General features: G+C 65.2%; 16 protein-coding genes. 8 read left to right on the forward strand and 8 right to left on the reverse strand.

Annotated features, from left to right (window positions below; genetic code table 11):
* From astD to FAZ95_RS07395, 5 genes are all read left to right on the forward strand, one after another.
* Positions 1–1467: a succinylglutamate-semialdehyde dehydrogenase gene (astD, locus tag FAZ95_RS07375; protein WP_137331851.1), complete on the forward strand. Its 1467-nt coding sequence runs from the start codon at positions 1–3 to the stop codon at positions 1465–1467.
* 9 nt (positions 1468–1476) lie between these two features.
* Positions 1477–2817 carry an N-succinylarginine dihydrolase gene (astB, locus tag FAZ95_RS07380; RefSeq protein ID WP_137331852.1) on the forward strand — a complete coding sequence of 447 codons (1341 nt, stop codon included), beginning with the start codon at positions 1477–1479 and terminating at the stop codon, positions 2815–2817.
* The gene (gene astE / locus FAZ95_RS07385) at positions 2801–3853 is read left to right on the forward strand and encodes a succinylglutamate desuccinylase (protein WP_137331853.1); all 1053 of its coding nucleotides are present in this window, start codon (positions 2801–2803) and stop codon (positions 3851–3853) included. Before astB ends, astE begins: the two co-directional genes overlap by 17 nt.
* A gap of 301 nt (positions 3854–4154) precedes the next feature.
* Positions 4155–4949 carry an ABC transporter substrate-binding protein gene (locus tag FAZ95_RS07390; protein ID WP_137331854.1) on the forward strand — a complete coding sequence of 265 codons (795 nt, stop codon included), beginning with the start codon at positions 4155–4157 and terminating at the stop codon, positions 4947–4949.
* A gap of 334 nt (positions 4950–5283) precedes the next feature.
* Entirely contained in the window at positions 5284–6621 is a 1338-nt protein-coding gene (locus FAZ95_RS07395; protein ID WP_137331855.1) for an EAL and HDOD domain-containing protein, read from the forward strand.
* Between the two features lie 79 nt (positions 6622–6700).
* Here FAZ95_RS07395 and FAZ95_RS07400 read toward each other — a convergent pair whose 3' ends face one another.
* Both FAZ95_RS07400 and FAZ95_RS07405 read right to left on the reverse strand, forming a co-directional pair.
* Positions 6701–8155: an HDOD domain-containing protein gene (locus FAZ95_RS07400; protein ID WP_137331856.1), complete on the reverse strand. Its 1455-nt coding sequence runs from the start codon at positions 8153–8155 to the stop codon at positions 6701–6703.
* Positions 8156–8233: 78 nt separating this feature from the next.
* On the reverse strand, positions 8234–10093 hold the full coding sequence (locus tag FAZ95_RS07405; RefSeq protein WP_137331857.1) for a putative bifunctional diguanylate cyclase/phosphodiesterase: 1860 nt from the start codon (positions 10091–10093) through the stop codon (positions 8234–8236).
* Between the two features lie 309 nt (positions 10094–10402).
* Here FAZ95_RS07405 and FAZ95_RS07410 point away from each other — a divergent pair, with 309 nt between their 5' ends.
* On the forward strand, positions 10403–11683 hold the full coding sequence (locus FAZ95_RS07410; protein ID WP_137331858.1) for an EAL and HDOD domain-containing protein: 1281 nt from the start codon (positions 10403–10405) through the stop codon (positions 11681–11683).
* 211 nt (positions 11684–11894) lie between these two features.
* The gene (locus FAZ95_RS07415) at positions 11895–12458 is read left to right on the forward strand and encodes a peroxiredoxin (protein WP_137331859.1); all 564 of its coding nucleotides are present in this window, start codon (positions 11895–11897) and stop codon (positions 12456–12458) included.
* A gap of 164 nt (positions 12459–12622) precedes the next feature.
* Here the strand turns inward: FAZ95_RS07415 and FAZ95_RS07420 are convergent, their stop codons facing one another.
* Positions 12623–13153, reverse strand: coding sequence for a hypothetical protein (locus FAZ95_RS07420; RefSeq protein WP_137331860.1), 531 nt, complete (start codon positions 13151–13153; stop codon positions 12623–12625).
* Positions 13154–13169: 16 nt separating this feature from the next.
* The gene (locus tag FAZ95_RS07425) at positions 13170–13529 is read right to left on the reverse strand and encodes a hypothetical protein (RefSeq protein WP_137331861.1); all 360 of its coding nucleotides are present in this window, start codon (positions 13527–13529) and stop codon (positions 13170–13172) included.
* 441 nt (positions 13530–13970) lie between these two features.
* Between FAZ95_RS07425 and FAZ95_RS07430 the strand changes: the two genes are divergently transcribed.
* The gene (locus FAZ95_RS07430; protein WP_137331862.1) at positions 13971–14183 is read left to right on the forward strand and encodes a hypothetical protein; all 213 of its coding nucleotides are present in this window, start codon (positions 13971–13973) and stop codon (positions 14181–14183) included.
* Positions 14184–14249: 66 nt separating this feature from the next.
* Here the strand turns inward: FAZ95_RS07430 and FAZ95_RS07435 are convergent, their stop codons facing one another.
* The 4 genes from FAZ95_RS07435 to FAZ95_RS07450 all read right to left on the reverse strand — a co-directional run bounded on the left by FAZ95_RS07435 (position 14250) and on the right by FAZ95_RS07450 (position 23407).
* On the reverse strand, positions 14250–17543 hold the full coding sequence (locus FAZ95_RS07435; RefSeq protein WP_137331863.1) for an efflux RND transporter permease subunit: 3294 nt from the start codon (positions 17541–17543) through the stop codon (positions 14250–14252).
* A 3-nt stretch (positions 17544–17546) separates the two neighbouring features.
* Positions 17547–20699, reverse strand: a complete 3153-nt coding sequence (locus tag FAZ95_RS07440) for an MdtB/MuxB family multidrug efflux RND transporter permease subunit (protein WP_137331864.1) — start codon at positions 20697–20699, stop codon at positions 17547–17549.
* A 35-nt stretch (positions 20700–20734) separates the two neighbouring features.
* On the reverse strand, positions 20735–22123 hold the full coding sequence (locus FAZ95_RS07445; RefSeq protein WP_137331865.1) for an MdtA/MuxA family multidrug efflux RND transporter periplasmic adaptor subunit: 1389 nt from the start codon (positions 22121–22123) through the stop codon (positions 20735–20737).
* A gap of 438 nt (positions 22124–22561) precedes the next feature.
* A complete protein-coding gene (locus FAZ95_RS07450; RefSeq protein ID WP_437437722.1) occupies positions 22562–23407 on the reverse strand; it encodes an IclR family transcriptional regulator in 846 nt (281 codons plus the stop codon).
* Positions 23408–23662: the final 255 nt, after the last annotated feature.

The following is a 23662-nucleotide window of genomic DNA, read 5'->3' on the forward strand; positions in this document are numbered from 1 at the left end:
ATGACTCAAGAACTCTTTATCGACGGCGAATGGGCCGCCGCGAGCGGCCCCGCCTTTGCGTCGCGCAACCCGGGCACGGGCGCGACCGTGTGGGAAGGCAAGGGCGCCTCGGCCGACGACGTCGATCGTGCTGTAAAAAGCGCGCGCCGCGCGTTCGCGAAATGGTCCGCGGTGAGCTTCGAAGAGCGCTGCGCCATCGTGCGCCGTTTCGCAACGCTGCTGACCGAACGCAAGGAAGCGATCGCGCACGCGATTGGCCGCGAGACGGGCAAGCCGCTGTGGGAAGCACGCACCGAAGTCGCCACGATGGCGGCGAAGGTTGAGATCTCGATTACGTCGTACCAAGAGCGTACCGGCGAGAAGCGCGCGCCGATGGCCGATGGCGTGGCCGTGCTGCGCCACCGTCCGCATGGCGTCGTCGCCGTGTTCGGGCCGTATAACTTTCCGGGCCATTTGCCGAACGGGCATATCGTGCCCGCGCTGATCGCGGGCAACGCGGTTGTGTTCAAGCCGTCCGAGCTGGCGCCGGACGTTGCGCGCGCAACGGTCGAGGTATGGCGCGACTCAGGCCTGCCCGCTGGTGTGCTCAATCTCGTGCAGGGCGAGAAGGACACGGGCATCGCGCTCGCGAATCATAAGCAGATCGACGGCCTCTTCTTCACGGGCAGCTCGGATACCGGCACGCTGCTGCACAAGCAGTTCGGCGGACGCCCCGAGATCGTGCTCGCGCTCGAGATGGGCGGCAACAATCCGCTCGTCGTCGCCGAGGTCGACGATATCGATGCCGCCGTGCATCACACGATTCAGTCGGCGTTCCTGTCGGCGGGGCAGCGCTGCACGTGCGCCCGGCGCATCTTCGTGCCGAGCAACGCGTTCGGCGACCGCTACCTCGCGCGTTTCGTCGAAGTGAGCTCGCGGATCGCGTATGGCCTCTACGACGCCGATCCCCAGCCGTTCATGGGCGCAGTGGTGTCGGCGCGCGCGGCGTCGAAGCTGGTTCAGGCGCAAAGCCGTCTGATCGAGAGCGGCGCCCGCGCGCTCTTGACGATGGAACAGCGCGACCCGCAGCTCGGTTTCGTGAGCCCGGCGATCCTCGATGTCACGGCGGTCGGCGATCTGCCCGACGAAGAGCACTTCGGGCCGTTGGCGCAAATCGTCCGCTACTCGACCTTCGATGAAGCGATCGAGCGCGCGAACGACACCGTCTACGGCCTCTCGGCGGGCCTGCTCGCCGACGACGAAGCCACCTGGACGCATTTCCAGCGCACGATCCGCGCCGGCATCGTCAACTGGAACCGGCCGACCAACGGCGCGTCGTCCGCCGCGCCGTTCGGCGGTACTGGACGCTCGGGCAACCATCGCCCGAGTGCTTACTACGCAGCCGATTACTGCGCGTACCCGATGGCTTCGGTCGAAAGCGCGCAACTGCAAATGCCCGCGAGCGTCTCGCCGGGCCTTCACTTCTAAGGACTGGCTATGGAAGCTCGGGAAGCCAATTTCGACGGACTCGTAGGTCCGACGCACAACTACGCAGGGCTCTCGTTCGGCAACGTGGCCTCGCAGAACAACGAGAAGTCGGTTGCCAATCCGAAGGCGGCGGCGAAGCAGGGCTTGCGCAAGATGAAGCAGCTCGCGGACCTCGGTTTCCTGCAAGGCGTGCTGCCGCCGCAGGAGCGTCCGTCGCTGCGCCTGTTGCGCGAGCTCGGGTTCTCGGGCAACGAGACGCGCGTGATCGAGCGCGCCGCGAAGGAAGCGCCGGAGTTGCTCGCGGCCGCGAGCTCGGCCTCGGCGATGTGGACAGCTAACGCGGCGACGGTGAGCCCGTCGGCCGATACGCACGACGGCCGCGTCCACTTCACGCCTGCGAACCTGACGAGCAAGCTGCATCGCGCGATCGAGCACGAAGCGACGCGCCGCACGCTGCGCGCGATCTTCGCCGACGAAGCGCGCTTCGCGGTGCACGATGCGCTGCCGGGCACGCCCGCGCTCGGCGACGAGGGCGCCGCCAATCACACGCGCTTTTGCGCGGAGTACGGCAAGCGGGGCGTCGAGTTCTTTGTCTACGGCCGCAGTGAATATCGCCGCGGACCGGAACCGAAGCGCTATCCGGCGCGCCAGACGTTCGAAGCGAGCCGCGCCGTGGCACAACGCCATGGCCTCGACGACGCAGCGACCGTCTACGCGCAGCAGAGCCCCGACGTGATCGATGCGGGCGTCTTCCACAATGACGTGATCGCGGTCGGCAATCGCGAGACGCTCTTTTGCCATGAGCGCGCCTTTGTCGATCAGAGCGCCGTCTACGATCAGTTGCGCACGCAACTGTCGAAGCAAGGCGCGGCGTTCAACGTGATCGAGGTGCCGGACGCGCAAGTGAGCGTGGCCGACGCTGTCACGTCGTACCTGTTCAACAGCCAGCTGCTCACGCGCCCGGACGGCAAGCAAGCGCTTGTCGTGCCGCAGGAGTGCCGTGAGAACCCGCGCGTGGCCGAGTATCTGGACCGGCTCATGAGCGGCTCGGGCCCGATCGACGATCTGCTCGTCTTCGATCTGCGCGAAAGCATGAAGAACGGCGGCGGCCCAGCGTGCCTGCGCTTGCGCGTGGTGCTGAACGAGCAGGAGCGCACGGCGGTGAAGCCTGGCGTGTGGATCGACGACACGCTGTTCGGCCGGCTCGATGCCTGGATCGAAAAGCACTATCGCGACCGCCTGGCGCCGGCCGATTTGGCCGATCCGAGCCTGCTCGTCGAATCGCGCACTGCGCTCGACGAACTGACGCAAATCCTCGGCGTGGGCTCGCTCTATGACTTCCAGCGCTGAGCGCGGCATGCCGGATTTCACCGGCGATTTTCTGGCGTTCACGCTCGCCGGCGGGCGACCGGCAGCGGGGCAGGAAGCGCTGATCTGCGCGAACGGCGTGCGCGCGACGTGGCTCGACGACGGCATCTTGCGACTGGAGCCGTCGACGATCGACGGCACGACGCGCAGCGTTCTGGTTTCGGCGGGCATTCACGGCGACGAAACGGCGCCGATCGAGCTGCTGTCGTTCATCGTGCGCGATATCGCGAGCGGGGCGCTGCCGCTTGCGTGCCGCTTGCTGATCGTGCTCGGCAACATCGACGCGATGCGTACGTCGTGCCGCTATGTCGACGACGATCTGAACCGCCTGTTCACCGGCAAGCATGCGCAACTGCCGCAAAGCCACGAGGCGCCGCGCGCGGCGGCGCTGGAGAAAGCGGCGAGCGATTTTTTTGCGCATGCCGCGAGCGACGCCGGCGCACGCTGGCACATCGATATGCATACGGCGATCCGAGCTTCGGTGTTCGAGCAGTTTGCACTGCTGCCGCATACGGGCGCGCCGCTGTCGCGCGCGATGTTCGAGTGGCTGCGCGATGCGCGGATCGCCGCTGTGCTGCTGCATACGGCCAAGGGCAATACCTACTCGCACTTCACCGCGGAAACGTGCGGCGCGCAGGCTTGCACGCTGGAACTGGGCAAGGTGCGGCCGTTCGGCCAAAACGACTTGACGCGATTTGCCGGTGCGGATCGCGCGGTGCGGCAGATGGTGTCGGGCGGAGAAGGCGTAGAGGACGCGTCGATGCCGCGCGTGTTTACGGTGATCGACCAAATCACCAAGCAGAGCGATCAGCTCGAACTGCACGTGGCTGCCGACGTGCCGAACTTCACGGCGTTCGCCAAGGGCACGTTGCTCGCGCGGGATGGCGAATACCGTTATACGGTGCGGCACGATGAGGAGCGGATCGTGTTCCCGAATCCTTCGGTCAAGCCCGGCTTGCGGGCGGGATTGATGGTCGTGGAAACGACGCAGCAGACGCTTGCCGCGCTTGCGGGATGAATGATGTCGCGCTCGATATGCCGCGACACGAATTAAAGCCTTTTTAAACTGGGCAAAAAACAAAGACAAAAGAAATAGAAAAAAGAGCCAACGTAATTGCCCAATAGCGACATCGATTTACGCATTTCAATCGCGGCAAACCGGGCGCTGCACTGGCGCCATCCGCTGTAAAATCGCCGCCTCGCGTGTATTGCAATGCACCATTCAATCCGCATGGATTTGAACCGCGATTTTGTTATTGCGACGATGCGCGACAGGCTCCAAGCCTCAACAATTCCAACCTCTGTCCAGGATCACGCCGATGAAATTGAATTTGCGCAAAACCACCGCTTTCGCCGCACTCGCCGCGGCCGCTCTGATGACCGGCACCGCCATGGCCGCCGACATCAAAGAGGTCCGCTTCGGCCTCGAAGCCTCTTACGCCCCGTTCGAATCGAAATCGGCATCGGGTGAACTGCAAGGCTTCGACATCGATGTCGGCAACGCGGTCTGCGCAAAACTGAAGGCCAAATGCGTGTGGGTCGAAAACTCGTTCGACGGTCTGATCCCTGCGCTGCAAGCGCGCAAGTTCAGCGCGATCAACTCGGACATGACGATCACCGAGCAGCGCAAGCTTGCGATCGATTTCACCGACCCGATCTACTCGATCCCGAACCAGCTGATTGCGAAGAAGGGCAGCGGTCTCCTGCCGACCGTTGCTTCGCTCAAGGGCAAGCGCGTCGGCGTGCTGCAAGGCACGATTCAGGAAACCTATGCGAAGGCGCGCTGGGCGACGGCGGGCGTCGACGTCGAGTCGTATCAGACGCAGGACCAGGTCTACGCCGACCTCGCATCGGGCCGCCTCGACGCGTCGTTCCAGGATTCGGAAGCGGCATCCAAGGGCTTCCTCACGCGGCCGCAGGGCGCGGGCTTCGCGTTCGCGGGCCCGGCCGTCGTCGACGACAAGCTGCTCGGCTCGGGCGTCGGCTACGGCGTGCGCAAGAACGATCAGGCGCTCAAGGGCGCACTCAATCAAGCCCTCAAGGAGCTGAAAGCCGACGGCACGATCGACAAAATCGCCGCCAAGTATTTCGACGTCAAAGTCGTGCTGAAGTAAGCATTGCGCCAAGCCGGGGCGCGGCCGACAGACCGGCTGCGCAACCGCTAAGGCGCGCTCAAAAGGCAGGTCCGGTTTTCAAGCCGGCCTGTCTTTATTTTTTTAGCGCTTCAGCTGTCGGACGGAGTGAGTGCTTCAGCACTGACTTCGGCCCCATGCAGCGCTCTGACTGTGATCCCACGCAAAGCCGAACAGGAATATCCCTCCAAGTAAGCACCTGCCTCACGGACGCCATCGTATAATCACCGGCAAATTCGAGACGGAAGCCGCTCAGGTTTCCGACAAAAGACGCCGAAATTAAAGATATCAAGCGCACGTTTGGGGGGAATTCGAGATGGAGACCAGGGACGGGCCCACGCTACATTCCGACGCCGGTCCTGGCGGCGCCGCGGCTTCTTCCGGAGCTCCCGAAGGTTTCGCCCATCTGGGCCGGCAGCCGGTGCTCGATCGCGACGGCATGCTGTGCGGTTTCGAGCTGTTGTTTCGCGGTAACGTCGAGAACCACGCCGACATCGAGGACGAGGACAGCGCCACCGCTCAGGTCATCATCCGCACGATCGGCGAATTCGGCGTGCGCGCCGCACTCGGCGGCCACAAGGGCTATTTGAACGCGAGCCGCGCGATGCTGCTCGCCGATGCCATTACCCTGATTCCGCGCGATCGCTTTGTCTTCGAGCTGCCGCCCGATATCGAGGTGGACGCCGCGCTGCTCGGGCGGCTCGTCCAACTGCACGCGAAGCGCTACCGTTTCGTGCTCGACGAAGTCGTGCAGCCCGACGCGACGTTCGCGAAGCTCCTGCCGTACGTCGAGTCGGTCAAGATCGACGTCAGCCGCTGCTCGCCCGAGCTGCTGCCGAGGCTCGCGAAGGTGCTGAAGTCGGCGGGCAAGATTCTGATCGCGATGAAGGTCGAAACGCAGGATGCGTTCGAGGAAGCGAAGGCGCTTGGCTTCGATCTGTTCCAGGGGTATTTCTTCGCGCGGCCGCAAATGCTGACGGCCCGCCGCGCGAGCGCGCCGCGTCAGGCGCTTCTCAATCTGCTGCAACTGCTGTCTTCGGACCCGAGCGTCGCGCAGCTCGAAGCGGAGCTCAAGCTCACGCCGGTGCTCGTCATGCATCTGATGCGGCTCGCGAATTCGGGCGAGGAGAGTTTCGGCCGCAAAGTGACGACGCTGCGCGATGCGATCATCGCGACGGGCACCAATCGCATCACGCGCTGGACGCAAATGCTGCTGTACGCGGACGGCCGCAAGGTGCCGATCGAAGACGATCCGCTCCTGCAGCTCGCGGCTACGCGTGCGCGCTTCATGGAGCTGGCCGTCGCGCGCTTGCCGAACGCGAACCGGCAGGTGATCGACGCGGCGTTCCTGACGGGGGTGTTCTCGCTCGTCGACGCCGTGTTCGGCGATACGCTCGAACGCACGCTCGAAGACCTCACGCTTTCGCGCCATATTCGCGCGGCGATCCTCAACCGCGAAGGCACGCTAGGCACGCTGCTCTCCGCCGTGGAAGCGCTGGAGCACGGCGATTGGACGACGCTCGATCGCGCGTGCGAAAAGCTCGCGCCGCTCACGCCATCCGAGCTGGCCGAGCTGGCGCTTAACGCCGCGGCATGGGCGACCTCAGCCGATCACAGCGCGGATAGCCAAGGGCTCGAACGGCTCGAGGACTAGTCGAAGGGCAGGGCGGCAGCGCGGCATCGCGCGTGCGCCCGGCATACCGAACGCACGTATCGAAGCACCCCCCGCCGAATCAAAGCGTTTCGACTTCGCGCGTCGGCGCGTGCGCAAAGAAGCGCCCCAGCTCGCGCGCGAGTTCGTTGAGTGCGCTCATCTCGCGCTGCGAGATCTTGCGCGGCTCCTTATCGTGCGTCCAGTCACCGTACATCAGCGCCACCGTCGAATGATTGGCGCTCACCGGCAACAGGACGAACGAACGCGCGTCGTCGAACGATTCCTTGAACCAGGCGGGCAGGCGCGCGACCATCTTCGAGTCGTGCGCGTTTTCGATGAAGATGCCGACCGAATTGGCGATCGCGAGATGAAAGACGTCAGGCTCGAACGCCTCGGGGAATTGCAGCGACGACAATAGCGTATCGATGTCGCGTCCAAAGCCCAAGCGCGCCTTGAACACGCCCGGCGCTTGCCGCACGAAGACGATCGTCCGGCAGAAGTTGAGGCCCGCGAGCACGGTTTCCGATGCGAGCGCGAGCACCGGCGCGAGCGCATTCTCCGACGGCAGCGCGCGCAAGTCTTCGAGACCTTCGCCGATGCGCGCCTCCGGCGTGACGGCCGCGCGCGCGATGGCGTCGGCGTTCGCGCGCAGCTCGACGATTTCGCGCATCACGCCGTCATCGGTTTCCTCGTTGGCAAGCGCGACGCTCATCTGCACGAGCGTGTCGGCATCGGTCGCGAGCGGGCGGCTGTAGCGATTCGCGAGCTCGGCGATGCGCGTGTCGCGCACGTGCTCGGCGACGTCGGCCGCGGTCAGAACGTCGGCGACTTCGGTCGAATAGTTCGTGATCGCGCGCAGCCACTGCACCTGGCGCGACTCGTTCTCGTTGGGCTCGTACGTGCCCATGCCCGAGCGGATCATGTCCGGCAGCCGCCAGCGCGTGGCGGCTTCCATCCCGAGTTCTTCGAAGCTCACGCCGAGCACGGCGATGCAGGCGGCTCCCTCGCCAATGCCTTCGGCCTCGGCCTTGCGGCGGATCTGGTCCCACTCGCCTTCGAGGTAGAACACGACGAGCAGCTTGCCGACCTGCCGCATCAGCGTGCAGACGACCGCTTCTTCGCTCGCGCGCAGGTCGCCCCACTCGGTGAGCTTGCGGGCGACACACCCCGAGAGCATCGTGCGGTTCAGCTCGAGCTTCGCGTCGATGCGGCGCGGCGCGCTGTGATGAAAGTGATCGACGAGCTTCAAGCCGACGACCAGATGCCCCACGGCATCCATGCCGAGCACCATCAGCGCGCGCGTGACGGTCGTGATGTTGCCGCCGAAGGCCATGTACATCGCCGAGTTCGCAAGACGCAGCACCTTTTGCGTCAGTGCGAAGTCCGACAACACGACTTGCACGAGCGCCGTGAAGTCGAGGTCGTCGTTGTTCATCGCCGCCATCGTGGTGCGCAGCGATTGCGAAAGCATCGGAAAATCTCCGCGCTCGCTCATCCGTGCCCACAGCTTGTCGAGCAGCGCTGCCTTTACCATTTCAATTCCGTCAAAACCATACGCATTTCTGTGTGTGCCGTGCCGCCGGTCAGCAGACGCTGGTCCTGGATGAGCGCATCAGTCATCGCCGCTCTCATGCAGGACCAGGGTCCGCGCTTCGAAGCGCCGGGCCAGCTCCTCGGACGGCAGCGCCTTGCAGACGAGCCAGCCCTGGATGTGGTCGCAGCCCATTTCGGTGAGCAGCTCGCGCTGCGCTTCGGTTTCCACGCCCTCCGCGACGAGTTCGAGATCGAGCGTCTGCGCGAGCCCGACCACCGCGGAAACGATTGCTTGATCGTTGCGGGAGGTTAGCAGGTTCTCGACAAAGCTGCGGTCGATTTTCAATTTAGCGAGCGGAAAGCGTTGCAGGTACGCAAGACTCGAATAGCCGGTGCCGAAATCGTCGACGGCGAAGCGGATGCCGATGCTCGTCAATTCCTCGAGCAGCACCTTCGCGTGAGCGGGGTCGTGCATCAGCAAGCTTTCGGTGATCTCGAACACGACGCGGCGCGGGTCGAGCCCGGTCAGCTCGATCGCGTCCTTCACGCTCTGCGTGAAGCGCGGGTCGCGGAACTGCTGTGCCGACACGTTGACCGCCACGTATTGCAGCGGGATGCCTTGCGCGTCCCATTGGACGAGCTGCATGCACGCGATCTTGAGCACCCAGTTGCCGAGGTAGTTGATGAGCCCGATCGATTCCGCAAGCGGAATGAAAGTCGACGGCGGCACGAGCCCGTGCACGGGATGGTGCCAGCGGATCAGCGCCTCCACGCCGACGACGCCACGCGTCGCGCTGCTCGTGATCGGCTGGAAGTGCAGCGAGAACTCGCCGTTGCGCACGCCGTCGTAGAGGTCGGCTTCGAGCTTCAGCCGTTCGGCGTCGGCCGGGTCCGATTCCGGCGTGTGGAACGTCAGCATGTTGCCGCCCGCGGCCTTCGCCTGCGCGAGCGCGTGATCGGCGCAGCGCAGCAGCTGGCCGTAGTGAGCCTGCTCGGGACCATGGCTGTGGCCGTGCACGTGGTGAGGCTCGTCCGGATAGAGGGCGATGCCGATGCTCGCCGACAGGTGCACCGGCTGCCCGCCGAACGTGTACGGCTGCTGGACGACGGTCATGAGGCGCCGGCCGAGCGCTTCGGCGGCGAGCGCCGCCTCTTCCTTGTTCGGCGCGGTGAGCAGGATCGCGAACTCGTCGCTCGCGATGCGCGCCAGCGTCTCGCCCTGGCTTGCGGCCGTCTGCAGGCGGCGCGCGGTCTCGCGCAGCATGTCGTCGCCGGCGTCGTAGCCGAGGGCGCGGTTCACGCGCTGGTAGTCGTCGATGTCGAGCAGCAGCAGCGCTGCGCAGGTGCCGCGCTTGTCCGCGTCTTCCTGGGCGCGCGTGAGCGCCGGAACGAGCCCGGAGATATTGGCCAGGCCCGTCATGCGGTCGTGGTGCAGTTCGTAGGTGAGCCGCTCCTCGGTCGCGCGCCAGGCCGAGATGTCAAAGCCGGCGATCGCGAAGCCCGCCACACCGGCGTGGCTGCTCTTGACGACGCGCAGCTCGACGGCGATCGGGTAGGTCAGCGACTTGACGATGTGCAGCGTCGCCTTTTCGACGCCGCCGGAGAGCTCCGCGCGGGCGAGCAGCGCTTCGAGCGCGGCCGCTTCGCCCGCCGGCACGAGGTCGTGCAGCGTGATGGTCTGCAGGTACTCGCGGCGATAGCCGATGAAGCGCAGGCTCGCGTCGGACACGTAGAGGAAGCGCTGGCCGAGGTCGATGTGCGCGAGGAAGTCGACGGCGCCGACGGTCTCTTCGAGCCGGGCCTGCACGGCGGCGCCTGCCGCTTCCGGATCGGCGGCGTCGGTCTGCGTGCCGGCGGTGACGCTCGACCGGTTGCGCAACTTGTCGAGGGCGGCGCGCCAGGAGGCCCGGCGGGGCGCGGTGGTCCTATTCGCATCCATGTATCTTGTCGGCGACGGGTAGTCTCGTTGCGGCCGGCCTTGGGTTTGCCATCCTTGCCCCAGAGCCGGCGGGTTTTCGCGAGAGGCGGCGCCGGCTGCCGCTGGGTGGGCAGTCCGTGATGCCTCTCATCAGAACAATATATCGGCGGTGCCCCGAATTTCTTTAGTGCGGCAAGCCCACAATCCGGACACGTTTTTAGTTCGTCTGCAGAATCGATAAATTTTGAGACAATGCTGGGCAGCATGCCCGCCCGCCATGCTTACCAAGCCTTACATGCGGATTTGATCGAATTCACTTGGCTCTGACTCATGGTCGAAAACCCGTCCACGCGCACGACGCAAGAATCCGAATGCGTGTACCTGGGGCGCCAGCCGATTATCGAGCGCAATGGCGCGCTCAATGCGTATGAGCTGCTGTTTCGTTCGAGCAGCCAAAATTACGCGCTCGTGACGAACGATGCCCAGGCGACCGCCCAGGTCGTGGCGCGCACGATCGGCGGCATCGGCGTGTCGGCCGCGCTCGGCACGCACCGCGGCTACGTGAACATCAACCGCGAGCTGCTGTTCGACGACATCATCCACGTGATGTCGCCCGAGCGCTTCGTGCTCGAGGTGCTGGAGACCGTGTCGTTCGACGCGCGGCTGATCGCGCGGATCGACAAGCTGCGCCGAGCGGGCTATGCCGTTGCGCTCGACGACGTGTGCGAGCTGTCGGACGGGCTGCTCTCGATCCTCAACCACGTCGATATCGTCAAGGTCGACTTTCTGCAGACGCCGCGCCCGAAGCTCGCGGCGCTCGCGGAAGCCGTGCGTGCGCGCGGCAAGACGCTGATCGCCGAGAAGGTCGAGACGCAAGAGGACTTCGCGCTCGCTCGGCAGCTCGGCTTCGACATGTTCCAGGGCTATTACTTCGCGCGCCCGCAGGTGCTGACCGCGCGGCGCACCGATCCGTCGCGGCGATCGTTGTTGCGCATGCTCGCGCTCCTCGCGAGCGACGCTAAGCTCACCGAGCTCGAAGCGGAGCTCAAGCACAATCCGGAAGTCGTCGTGCAACTGCTGCGGCTCGTCAATTCGAGCGCTTACGGGCTCGGGCGGCGCATCGCGTCGCTGCGCGAGGCGATCATCGCGGCGGGCACGCGCCAGATCGCGCGCTGGGCACAGCTGCTGCTCTATGCCGACAGCGGCGATCTGCCATGGCGCGTCGATCCGCTCGTGCAGCTCGCGGGCGCCCGTTCGCGCTTCATGGAGCTGGCCGCGAGCCGTGTGCGTCCCGATGACGAGCGTTTCGTCGACGCCGCGTTCATGACCGGCATCTTCTCGCTCGTGCACGTGGTGCTCGGGGTGGCGTCGCCGGCCGAGGCGCTCGACAAGCTCGGGCTCGTCTCGGAGATTCGCGACGCGATCGTCTACGGCGTCGGTCCGCTGGGCGCGCTGCTGGCGATCGCGCAGGCCGGCGAGGAGGGCGGCGCCGAGCGGCTGACGGCCGCGGCACAGCTTACGCACGACCCGTTCGCAATGCTCACGCCCGAGGTGCTCGGCGAGTTGAGTCTCGCGGCCGCCGCGTGGTTCGGCGTGCATGCGGACGAGTGATTTTCTTATCCGCCGGTTGTAATGGCGGGCAACGCTCGCGCGCCGCGCCAAACGCCAATTTCCGGGGCGTGGTCCAATAGCGATCTGCGCGGCTCGCAAGCCGCACAGGCCGGATGCACGCGCCTGACGGCCGCGGAGTCATCCGAGGTGTCACCCGGCGCCGCGTTGCGCGTTGAATCGATCGAGCCGTCCAATGTTTCGAGGGGATGTTATGAAGCGAAAAGCAGGGCTAATGGCGAGTGCGGTGGCGTTGGGCTTGAGCATGACGCTGGGAACGCTGCCGGCGCAGGCGGAGCTCAAACCGGGCGATAAGGCTCCGGATTTCAGCACGCAAGCGTCGCTGGGCGGCAAGACCTTCGACTACTCGCTCGCCGACGCGCTCAAGAAAGGTCCGGTGGTGGTGTACTTCTATCCGGCGGCCTTCACGAAGGGCTGCACGATCGAAGCGCATTTGTTTGCCGATGCTGTCGACGAGTACCAGCAATACGGCGCGACCGTGATCGGCGTGTCGCACGACAACATCGATACGCTGACCAAGTTCTCGGTGAGCGAATGCCGCAGCAAGTTCCCGGTCGCGGCCGACCCGGACAATCACATCATCGAAGCCTACGACTCGGCCCTGCCGATGAAGAAATCGCTGGCGAATCGCGTGTCATATTTGATCGCGCCGGACGGCACGATCCTCTACGAGTACACGAGCTTGTCGCCCGACAAGCACGTCGAGAACACGCTGCAAGCGCTCAAGGATTGGTCGGTGACGCATAAGTCGCCATGAGCTAAGCGCGTAGCCGCGTGTTGCTCAATTGACGGCGCCCGGGGGATGCGAGTCATCGCGTCCCCCGGGGCGCCGGTGCATGGCTCGCGGTGCCGGAGTGCCACCGGAGCTTTTCTTGCTCGATCGGAAGATGTTGCGCAAGCCGATCGCGAGCGGACCGTCGATCAATAGCCGGGCGGCGGCGGAGCGTAATAGGCGCCTGGCGGCGGAGGCGGCGGCGCGTAGTAGTTGTAGTAATAGGCGCCCGGAGGCGGCGCGCTGCTCATTGTGCGGTTGACCATCGGTACCTTGTTCCCCGACGCATACATGCACTGGATATATGCTTGATCGTAGCGTCGCTGCGAGCCGTAGCCCGACGCTTGGGCGTTGCCCGCGCCGACGACGCTGCCTGCCAACAGGCCCACGCCCGCACCGACCGCGGCGCCTTGACCGCCGTTGAACGCCGCGCCCGCGGCAGCGCCGAGTGCCGTGCCGACGACGGCGCTGCCGACCGCCGCGTTCGCGGCCGCTTGATTCGCGGTCACCCCGCCCACTTGCTGATAGGCATAGTTCCGGCACGAGGCGTCGTCGGCCTTGAACTGGTCGAAGGACTTGCCGGTGCCCGGGAGCGCCATCACGGACGGTCCATCGGGCGTCACGGCGCAAGCGCTCAACCCGGCAAGGGCGGCGAGCGCGAGCCATTTTGCTTGTTTCATGGCGAAACTCTTCCTGTCATTGATTCGGCGCCGGCGGGTTCGCCGGCACGGCGCGCCAGCCGCCCGCGCATTGCTTGATGTACGGGTAGTAGGTTTTCGCGGCGTCGCAGTAGTACCAGGTGCCCGGTTGCTGCTGAGGTCCGGCGTCAGGTCCGGCAGCCGGTCCGGCTTGACTCTGCTCGACGTAGACCGGAGCCGGATCGGCGGGCGCCACGACGACCGGCGCCGGGTAGTAATACGGAACCGGCGCAACTGGGTAGTACGGATAGACCGGCACGCCAATGCCGACCCCGACGAACACGCGCGCTTGCGCGGCGCCGCTGACCCCGATCGCAGCCAGCGCGCAGACAGCGATGGAAGCTTTCAGCCACTTCACGATCGACTCCTGATTCAAATAAATAGTTTTGTGTAAATGCGGTTGCAGTACGCGATTGAAGGCTAGGGCATCCGTGCCCCCAATACAATTACCGGGGATATCGGAGTTGTTTCAGTTGCTTACACGTGAAACGATTTCTTTAAAACAAGCGGCACGTAGGCCGTTTTATGACGATGCGGGGAGTGAAGGGCGCGCAAGAAATTGGTAGTCCGATGGAAATGAAAGACGCGCCGGCTGCGATAAAAGGGGCAGACGAATTTTGGTCGCGCACTTTATACGAATCGTAACAACGTGATCGCGCAACCCCTCGAAAACAGGCGATTCGGTATGAACGCGGTAACGAAGTAACGACTTGAAACAACCCTGTAGCGGTTTTGCCTTCCCGGGCAGGTAGGATGCTTCGGATGACCTGAAAGCGACTCAAGCTGAATGGAGAAGCGGATGCTCAGTCCTCACGAAATATCCACGCTGCTGCTCGTGCAGCGTGCCCCGTATCAAGTGGAAGTCCAGCGCCTCGATTTTGTGATGCTGGAGAAGAAGGCGCTCGTCGAGATCGAGCGGCGCGCAAGCGGTGTGAAAATTGCCAGATTGACGCCGCGAGGCTCGGCGGTGCTGCGCAAGCTCGATGGGCTTGCCGTGGAAGACGAAGCCTGATGCGGCGAACCGGCCGCGTATGAAACCCAGGCCGCCGCCGCACGAGGCTTAAGGCGGCCTCCCGCCTCAAGCCTGCTCGCCAGGCGCCAAACCGTCCGCCTTGCGGTTTTCCCACCGCACCCGAATGCGGTCCATGTACAAATACACGACGGGCGTCGTATAGAGCGTCAGCAACTGGCTGACGATCAGCCCGCCGACGATCGAGATCCCCAGCGGCGCCCGCAGCTCCGCGCCTTCGCCGTTGCCGAACGCGAGCGGCAGCGCGCCGAGGAGGGCCGCCATGGTCGTCATCATGATCGGGCGGAAGCGCAACAGACACGCCTGACGGATCGCGTCGAACGACGACATGCCTTGCCGCGACGCCTCGATGGCAAAGTCGATCATCATGATCGCGTTCTTCTTCACGATCCCGATCAGCAGAATCACGCCGATCAGCGAAATGATGCTGAACTCGGTCTTGAAGAGCAGTAGCGCGAGCAGGGCGCCCACGCCCGCCGACGGCAGCGTCGACAGGATCGTGATCGGGTGGATATAGCTCTCGTAGAGAATCCCGAGCACGATGTAGACCGCCGCGAGCGCCGCGAGAATCAGGAGCGGCTGGTCCGACATCGACTGCTGGAACGCCTGCGCGGTGCCCGAGAAGCTGCCGTGGATCGTGTCCGGCATGCCGATTTGGGCCATCGTTTCGTAGATCGCATTCGTCGCGTCCGAGAGCGACTTGCCCGGAGGCAGGTTGAACGAGATCGTCGATGCGACGAACTGCCCCTGGTGGTTCACCGACAGCGGCGTGTTGCCGGGACCGAACGACGCGATCGCCGACAGCGGAATCATCGGCTCCTTCGAGGTCGATACCGACGCCCCCGTCGACGCGCTCGACTTGCCGCTGGCTGCGATCGCGTTGTTCGCGAGGTTGCGCGCGGAATCGGCGGCCACGCTCGCGGCGCTCGACGAGGACGTGCTGGACGTGCTGCTTTTCGTCGAGGCCGTGACGGTGCCCGCCACCGCGTTGGTCGTCTGCGCGCCGCTCGGCGAGCCGCCCGTCGTGCTGATGTAGATCTGGTTCAGCATGTCGGGGCTCTGCCAGTAGCGCGGCGCGACTTCCATCACCACGTGATACTGGTTCAGCGCGTTGTAGATCGTCGAGACCTGCCGCTGCCCGAACGCGTCGTAGAGCGTGTTGTCGATCTGCGAGGGCGTGATGCCGAGGCGCGACGCCGTGGCGCGATCGAACGTCACCATCGATTCGAGACCGCCTTGCTGCTGGTTGGAGTTCACGTCGGCGAGTTCGGGGCGCAGCTTCAGGGCGTCGGTGAGCTTGGGCCCCCACTTGTAGAGATCGGGCGTCGAATCGGCGAGCAGCGTGAACTGATACTGCGCGTTCGATTGCCGGCCGCCCACGCGGATGTCCTGTACCGCCTGCAGGAACGTCTGCGCGCCGGCAACGTGCGAGAGCGGCTCGCGCAATTGCGCGATCACCTGGTCGGCGGAGAGCTTGCGCTCGCTCTTCGGCTTGAGCGAGACGAACATGAAGCCCGAGTTGGTCTGCCGGCCGCCCGTGAAGCCCGCGACACTGTCGACGGCCGGGTTGCTCTGGACGATGCGCATCATCTCCGCGAACTTGACCTTCATCGCCTGGAACGACGTGCTCTGGTCGGCCATGATGCCGCCCACGAGCCGCCCGGTGTCCTGCTGCGGGAAAAAGCCCTTCGGGACGACGATGTAGAGGAACACGTTCAGCCCGACGGTCACGATCAGAATCGTCACGATCAGAAGCGGACGGGCCAGTGCCCAAGTGAGCGTGCGCTCGTAGCCGCGTTGCATCGCCATGAAACCGCGTTCGAGCCAGCGGGCGAAGCGGCCTTCCTCCGCCTCCTTGTCATGCGTCTCGCGCAAGAGGCGCGAGCACATCATCGGCGTGACCGTCAGCGAGACGAGCAGCGACACGCCGATCGCGAGCGAAAGCGTCAGCGCGAACTCGCGAAAGAGCCGCCCGACGATGCCGCCCATCAGCAGGATCGGCAGGAACACCGCGACGAGCGAGATGCTGATCGACATCACCGTGAAGCCGACTTCGCGCGCGCCGAGGTAGGCGGCGCGCATGCGCGGCACGCCGGCCTCGATGTGCCGCGAGATGTTCTCGAGCACGACGATCGCATCGTCGACGACGAAGCCCGTCGCGACGATGAGCGCCATCAGCGAGAGGTTGTCGATCGAGAATCCCATCAGCCACATCGCCCCGAACGTGCCGATGATCGAGATCGGCACCGCGACGCTCGGAATCAGCGTCGCGCGCCAATTGCGCAGGAACAGGAACACGACCATCACGACGAGGCCGACCGCGATCAAGAGCGTGTGCTCGGTGTCTTTGAGCGAGGCGCGGATCGTGGTCGAGCGGTCGACGGTCGGGATCACCTCGACGTCGGCGGGCAGCGACGCCTTCAGCTGCGGAATCATCGCCTTCACGCGGTCGACGGTATCGATGATGTTCGCGCCCGGCTGCCGGTACAGGATCACGAGCACGGAGCGCTTGCCGTTCATGAGACCGAGGTTGCGCAGGTCTTCGACCGAATCGACCACCTCGGCGACATCCGACAGCTTCACCGCCGCGCCGTTGCGGTAGGCGATCACGAGGTCCTTGTACTGCTCGGCCTTGCTTGCCTGATCGTTGGTGTAGAGCTGGATGTGGTTCGGGCCGAATTCGATCGAGCCCTTCGGGCTGTTCGCGTTCGCGGAGGCGAGCGCCGCGCGCACGTCCTCGAGGCCGATGCCGTAATGAAAGAGCGCCTGCGGTTCGAGCTCGACGCGCACGGCGGGATTGGCCGACCCGCTGACGTCGACTTCGCCGACGCCGTCGACCTGCGACAGCGCTTGCTGCAGCACGGTCGCCGCCGAATCGTAGAGCTGGCCGGGCGGCAGCGTCGGCGAGGTGAGGCCGAGGATCAGGATCGGCGCGTCGGCGGGGTTGACCTTGTGGTAGGTCGGATTGCTTCTGAGGCTCGCGGGCAAGTCGGCGCGGGCGGCGTTGATCGCGGCCTGCACGTCGCGCGCGGCGCCGTCGATGTCGCGGTTCAGGCCGAACTGCAACGTGATGCGCGTCTGGCCGACCGAGCTTTGCGACGTCATCTCGGTGACGTCGGCGATCGTGCCGAGGTGCCGTTCGAGCGGGCTCGCGACGCTGGTCGCGACCGTCTCCGGGCTCGCGCCCGGCAGTGTCGCCTGCACGGAGATGGTCGGGAAGTCGACCTGGGGCAGCGGCGCCACCGGCAGCTTCACGAACGCGAAGACGCCGGCAAGCGCGACGCCGACCGCGAGCAGCGTCGTCGCGACGGGGCGGGCGATGAAGGGGCGGGACAAATTCATCGCTTATGCACCGGCGTCGGCCGCGGGCTTTGCGCCGCCCTGAAAGCGTTCGCGCAGCCGCCGCGCGAGCGAGTCGAAGCCGAGATAGATCACGGGCGTCGTGAAGAGCGTCAGCAACTGGCTCACGATCAGGCCACCCGCAATCGCGATGCCGAGCGGATGCCGCAGCTCCGAGCCTGCGCCGGTGCCGAGCATCAGCGGCAAGGCGCCTAACAGCGCCGCCATCGTCGTCATCAGGATCGGCCTGAAGCGCAGCAGACACGCCTGGTAGATCGCCTCGCGCGGCGGCTTGCCTTGCTCGCGCTCCGCTTCGAGCGCGAAGTCGATCATCATGATCGCGTTCTTCTTTACGATGCCGATCAACAGCACGATGCCGATGATCCCGATGATGTCGAGGTCGTGGCCGGAAATCATCAGCGCGAGCAACGCGCCGACGCCCGCGGACGGCAGCGTCGAGAGAATCGTGATCGGGTGAATGAAGCTCTCGTACAGCACGCCGAGCACGATATACATCGTGACGATCGCCGCGAGGATCAGGAACAGCTCGTTGGCGAGCGACGCCTGGAACGCGAGCGCGGCGCCCTGGAAGCGCGTCTGGAACGAGGCCGGCAGGCCGATGTCCTGCTCCGCTTGCTGGATCGCCTTGACGGCGGCGCCGAGCGAGGCGCCCGGCGCGAGGTTGAACGAGACCGTGGTGGCCGGGAACTGGCTCAGGTGGGTGACGAGGAGCGGTGCGGGGCGCTCGATGAACTTCGCGATCGACGACAGCGGCACTTGCCCGCCCGATGCGGTCGACGACGGCAGGTAGATCGATTTCAGCGATTCGATGTAGTGCTGCTGCGTCGGCTCGGCTTCGAGAATCACGCGGTATTGGTTCGACTGCGTGAAGATCGTCGAGACGATGCGCTGGCCGAACGCGTCGTACAGCGCGTTGTCGACCGTGGCCGGCGTGATGCCGAAGCGGGCGGCCGTGGCGCGGTCGATTTCGACGTAGACCGACTGGCCGTTTTCCTGCAGATCGGTGGCGACGTCGGCGAGTTCCGGCGCCTGTTTCAAGCGCTCGACGAGCTTCGGCACCCAGCTCGCGAATTCGTCCGGGTTCGGGTCGGTCAGCATGAACTGATACTGCGTCGGGCTCACCGTCGAATCGATCGTCAGATCCTGTACGGGCTGCATGTAGAGCGACACGCCGGGCACATGCGCGACGTCTTTCTGGATATCGCGGATGATCTCGCTCGCCGTCTTGCTGCGGTCATCGCGCGGTTTCAGGTTGATCAGCATGCGGCCGCTGTTCAGCGTGATGTTGCTGCCGTCGACGCCGATGAACGACGTCAGGCTCTCGACGTCCGGATTCTTGAGAATCGCCTCGGCAAGCGCCTGCTGCCGCTCGGCCATCGAGGCGTACGACACCGACTGCGGCGCCTGCGTGATGGCCTGGATCAAACCCGTATCCTGCGCGGGGAAGAAGCCCTTCGGAATCACGACGTAGAGCACGCCGGTCAGCACGAGTGTGAGGACGGCGACGAACAGCGTCGAGCGATGCCGGTCGAGCACCCAGCGCAGCGCGACGGCGTAGCGGTCGATCACGTAGTCGATGAACCCATGCACGCGCGCCTCGAAGGTGTGGCTGCCCTTCGGCGGCGTGTGGCGCAAGAGATGCGCGCACATCATCGGCACGAGCGTGAGCGAGACGATGGCCGAGATCACGATCGTCACGGCGAGCGTGATCGCGAACTCGTGGAACAGGCGCCCGACCACATCGCCCATGAAGAGCAGCGGAATCAGCACCGCGATCAGCGACACCGTCAGCGAGATGATCGTGAAGCCGATCTGCTTCGAGCCCTTCAGCGCCGCTTCGAGCGGCGTGTCGCCTTCCTCGACGTAGCGCGCGATGTTCTCGATCATCACGATCGCGTCGTCGACGACGAAGCCGGTCGCGATCGTGAGCGCCATCAGCGAGAGGTTGTCGAGCGAGAAGCCGCACAGGTACATCACGGCGAGCGTGCCGATCAGCGACAGCGGCACCGACAAGCTCGGGATGATCGTCGCGTAGACGTTCGCGAGGAACAGGTACATCACGAGCACGACGAGCACGACCGACATCGCCAGTTCGAACTGCACGTCGCGCACGGAGGCGCGGATCGTCGTGGTGCGGTCGGTGACGACCGAGACGTCGATCGACGCCGGCAGCGACGCCTGCAGTTGCGGCAGCAGCGCCTTGATGCTGTCGACGACCTGGATCACGTTCGCGCCCGGCTGGCGTTGCACGTTGAGGATGATCGCGGGCTTGACCGAGGGCGCTGCGTCCGGCGTGACGGCGTTCTGCGAGCCGACCCACGCGCCGAGCTTCGTGTTCTCCGAGCCGTCGATGATTTTCGCGACGTCGGTGAGCATCACCGGCCGGCCGTTCTTGTAGGCGATGACGGCGCTTTGATAGGCGCCGGCGTCGGTCAGCTGGTCGTTCGCGTTGATCGTGTAGTTGCGCGTCGGGCCGTCGAAGTTGCCCTTCGGCGTGTTGACGTTGAGGTTCGAGATCGTCGTGCGCAGGTCGTCGAGATTCAACCCGTACGACGCGAGCGCGAGCGGGTTCGCCTGAATCCGCACCGCGGGCCGCTGGCCGCCGCTCAAGCTCACGAGACCCACGCCCGCCACCTGCGAGATCTTCTGCGCGAGACGCGTGTCGGCGAGATCCTGGATTTGCGTGAGGGGCAGCGTGTCCGACGTGAGCGCGAGCGTGAGGATCGGCGCATCGGCCGGATTCACTTTCGCGTAGATCGGCGGCGCGGGCAGATCGGACGGCAGCAGGTTGCCGGCCGCGTTGATCGCGGCCTGCACTTCCTGCTCGGCGATGTCGAGCGGCAGATCGAGGCTGAACTGCAGCGTGATCACCGACGAGCCCGCCGAGCTTTGCGACGACATCTGGTTGAGCGACGGCATCTGCCCGAACTGGCGCTCGAGCGGCGCGGTGACGGACGAGGTCATCACGTCGGGGCTCGCGCCGGGGTAGAACGTTTGGACCTGGATCGTCGGATAGTCGACTTCCGGCAGCGCCGAGATCGGCAGGAAGCGCAGGGCGACGAGCCCGACCAGCATGATGGCCGCCATCAAGAGGGCGGTGCCGACCGGGCGCAGGATAAAGGCGCGGGATGGATTCATGCAGTATCAGCAAATCTCAGCGGGGGAGCGGGGCGTCATTGGCTGTCGCTGCCCGAGGCTGCGTGCTTGCGACGGCCGGGGTGCGCGCCGGATGCCGCCGCCGCTTCGGACGCTCGCGAGGCGCCGCCCGCGTGCGCGCCCGATGCGCCCGGCGCGCCATGCGCGCGCTCGGCCGGAATCGACACCTGCGCGCCTTCCTTCAAGCGGTCCGAGCCATCGGTGACCACGCGTTCGCCCACTTCGATCCCCGCTGCGACGCTCGTGCGCTCGCCGTCGACCGGGCCGGTCTTGATCTGCCGCACGGTGACGGTGTTGTCCGGCTTGACGACGTAGACGAACGGTCCTTTTGCGCCGTTGAGCACGGCGGAAGTCGGCACGATCACCGCGTCATGGATCGTATCGACCAAGAGCCGCGCGTTGACGAACTGATTCGGGAACAGCATCAGCTCCTTGTTATCGAACATCGCGCGCAGCTTGACGGTGCCGGTGGTGGTGTCGATCTGGTTGTCGAACGTATCGAGGTAGCCGGATTCGAGCGGCGCGGTGTTGTTGCGGTTGTAGGCGGTGGTCGAGAGCTTCGCGCCGCTTTGGGTCCGCTTCACGATCGACGGCAGGTTGTCTTCCGAGGTCGTGAAGATCACGCTGATCGGCTGCAGCTGCGTGATGACGACGATGCCGTTGGTGTCGCCCGGCGTCACGTAGTTGCCCGGATCGACTTGGCGCAGGCCGACGCGGCCCGACACCGGCGCCGTGATGCGCGCATAGATGAGGTCGAGCTTGTAGGTATCGATGTTCGCCTGGTCGGACTTGACCTGGCCTTCGTACTGTTTGACGAGCGAGGCTTGCGTGTCGACCTGCTGGCTCGCGATCGAGTCCTGCGCGAGCAGCGTCTGGTAGCGCTTCAAGTCGACGCGCGCCGTCTGCAGCAGCGCCTGGTCCTTGAGGAGCGCGCCCTGCGCGTTGTCGAGCGAGATCTGATACGGGCGCGGATCGATTTGCGCGAGCACGTCGCCCTTCTTGACCATCTGGCCTTCCTGGAACTCGACCGACTGGAGCGTGCCCGAGAGCTGCGTCTTGACGGTGACAGTGGCCAGCGGCGTGACCGTGCCGAGCGCGTTGAGGACGATCGGCATGTCGCCTTGCACGGCGGCGGCCACCTCCACCGGCTGCGCCTGGTTCGGGAAGCCGCCGCGTCCGCCGCGTCCCGCGTGCGGCGCGCCCGTGGCGCCCGAACCGTCGGGGCTCGTGCGGCTCCACGGATGCCACCAGGCGATCACGCCCGCCGCGATCAGCGCGGCGACGACGAGCGTGCCGAGCCTGCGGCGCGGCTGGCGCCCGCGAGCGATTGCCTGATCGGCGCCGGGCGTCCCCTTCACGGGCGTGAGGGAGCGTTGCGATTCAGTGACGTTTTCTTGTTCGGCCATCGGTTCGATGAATAGCGTGCGTGGAATTGTCGAAGCTCGCGCGATGCGTTCGCGTCCGTCGTCGTCACCGCTCGCGGGGCGCGGACAGAAGACACACTGGCTGACTGACTGAATTCGCGATGCTTTGCGAAGACCATGAACAGACGCGGAAAGCGTGGCGTTCGCGCGATGTGCGAGGGGCCTGGCGTGGTGCCGGGCGGCGGTGCGCCGGCGGCGTTTCGACGAAGCAAAGAGCGGTGGCGCGCGGCGCCGGTCCAAGGCGAGAAGCTGCGGCCGCGCGGAAAGCATGATCCTACAAGCGGGGCTCAGGTCCAGTCCAGCGGCGTATTTTTCAAGGGGTTACGGGCGTTACAGAATGCATCGGCGCGGCGCGGGAAGGGGACCGGGCGTCGACTCCGAGCGGCGATGCATTGCGTTAGGGCGCGTTCCGCGTGCGCCTCAGACATCGAGCCGGTAGCCCGGCGAGCCGCCGATCTCGCGCATGATCTTCTCGACGCATTCGCTGAGCGCGGGCGCCGCGTGCTCGATCAGCCATTCGCGCGGGCACATGTGCGCTGCGCCGCCGCAGTTCACCGCGTAGCGCGCGCCCGACGGCCCGACGAAGCCGGCCGCGATCGCGTTGAGCCCTTCGTACCATTCGCTCGTGGCGATCGCAAAGCCGTTCGCGCGCGTTTCTCCGAGCGCCGCCGTGAGGCGGGCGTGTGTGTGGGGCCAATCGTCGCCCGAGGCGACTTGCAGGCCGCTCAGCAACGTATCGAGTTCGTGCGGATCGAGCGCCGCCATGTACGCGCGGCCGACGGCGGTGCGCGTGAGGTCCATCCGCGAGCCGACTTCGAGGCGCGAGACCAGAATCGCCGAGCGCGGCCGGATCACATCGATCACGACCATGTCGAGCCGGTCGCGCACCGCGAGATGCACGGACAGCGACGTGCGCTCGGCCAGCTCGATCAAGAACGGCCGCGAACGCGAGCGGATGTCGAAGTTGCGCAGGAACCCGTTGGACAGCTCGAGCACCGACGCTGTGAGTACGAAGCGTTCGCTGTCGGGAAGCTGAAACAGGAACCCGGCGCTGACGAGCGTCGCCGTGATGCGCGACACCGTCGGCTTGGGGATGCCGGTGAGTTCGGTCAGCTCGCGGTTGCTGACCGGGGCGTCGGCTGCGGCGATTCGACGCAGCACCGTGAGGCCACGCGCCAAGGCGGTGACTTCGTCGCCGGAGCCTTCTTTTTCGCGGGGCTCGTTGGCCGCGCCTGCTTTGCTTGGGAGTGTGGACATGGTCGTCATGCGCTAATTATTCTGAAACTTTATTTCATTTTTAGAATTTGCTTGCATCCGGCGGGAGGATTTATTGTGTTTGGTGCCGTGCCGCACAGGTTTGAACAAGTTTCAGTTTCTTATTATGAAATCTTCGCGCAGAGTGTAGTGCAGGCTGTACAAGTCTTCCGAGAATTTTCTTGACTTAGTCAACGTAACCATAAAAAATGGAACCCGATTTCGGTTTGAGGTCTCAGCAGGCGCACGCTCGGCGTGTCTCAAAGC

It is taken from the genome of Trinickia violacea, from assembly GCF_005280735.1.
Lineage (GTDB): Bacteria > Pseudomonadota > Gammaproteobacteria > Burkholderiales > Burkholderiaceae > Trinickia_A > Trinickia_A violacea.

Excerpts from the sequence above, each read along its gene's own strand:
- astD (WP_137331851.1), top strand. The coding sequence starts at position 1 with ATGACTCAAGAACTCTTTATCGACGGCGAATGGGCCGCCGCGAGCGGC.
- astB (WP_137331852.1), top strand. The coding sequence starts at position 1,477 with ATGGAAGCTCGGGAAGCCAATTTCGACGGACTCGTAGGTCCGACGCAC.
- astE (WP_137331853.1), top strand. The coding sequence starts at position 2,801 with ATGACTTCCAGCGCTGAGCGCGGCATGCCGGATTTCACCGGCGATTTT.
- FAZ95_RS07390 (WP_137331854.1), top strand. The coding sequence starts at position 4,155 with ATGAAATTGAATTTGCGCAAAACCACCGCTTTCGCCGCACTCGCCGCG.
- FAZ95_RS07395 (WP_137331855.1), top strand. The coding sequence starts at position 5,284 with ATGGAGACCAGGGACGGGCCCACGCTACATTCCGACGCCGGTCCTGGC.
- FAZ95_RS07400 (WP_137331856.1), bottom strand. The coding sequence starts at position 8,155 with ATGGTAAAGGCAGCGCTGCTCGACAAGCTGTGGGCACGGATGAGCGAG.
- FAZ95_RS07405 (WP_137331857.1), bottom strand. The coding sequence starts at position 10,093 with ATGGATGCGAATAGGACCACCGCGCCCCGCCGGGCCTCCTGGCGCGCC.
- FAZ95_RS07410 (WP_137331858.1), top strand. The coding sequence starts at position 10,403 with ATGGTCGAAAACCCGTCCACGCGCACGACGCAAGAATCCGAATGCGTG.
- FAZ95_RS07415 (WP_137331859.1), top strand. The coding sequence starts at position 11,895 with ATGAAGCGAAAAGCAGGGCTAATGGCGAGTGCGGTGGCGTTGGGCTTG.
- FAZ95_RS07420 (WP_137331860.1), bottom strand. The coding sequence starts at position 13,153 with ATGAAACAAGCAAAATGGCTCGCGCTCGCCGCCCTTGCCGGGTTGAGC.
- FAZ95_RS07430 (WP_137331862.1), top strand. The coding sequence starts at position 13,971 with ATGCTCAGTCCTCACGAAATATCCACGCTGCTGCTCGTGCAGCGTGCC.
- FAZ95_RS07435 (WP_137331863.1), bottom strand. The coding sequence starts at position 17,543 with ATGAATTTGTCCCGCCCCTTCATCGCCCGCCCCGTCGCGACGACGCTG.
- FAZ95_RS07440 (WP_137331864.1), bottom strand. The coding sequence starts at position 20,699 with ATGAATCCATCCCGCGCCTTTATCCTGCGCCCGGTCGGCACCGCCCTC.
- FAZ95_RS07445 (WP_137331865.1), bottom strand. The coding sequence starts at position 22,123 with ATGGCCGAACAAGAAAACGTCACTGAATCGCAACGCTCCCTCACGCCC.
- FAZ95_RS07450 (WP_437437722.1), bottom strand. The coding sequence starts at position 23,407 with ATGACGACCATGTCCACACTCCCAAGCAAAGCAGGCGCGGCCAACGAG.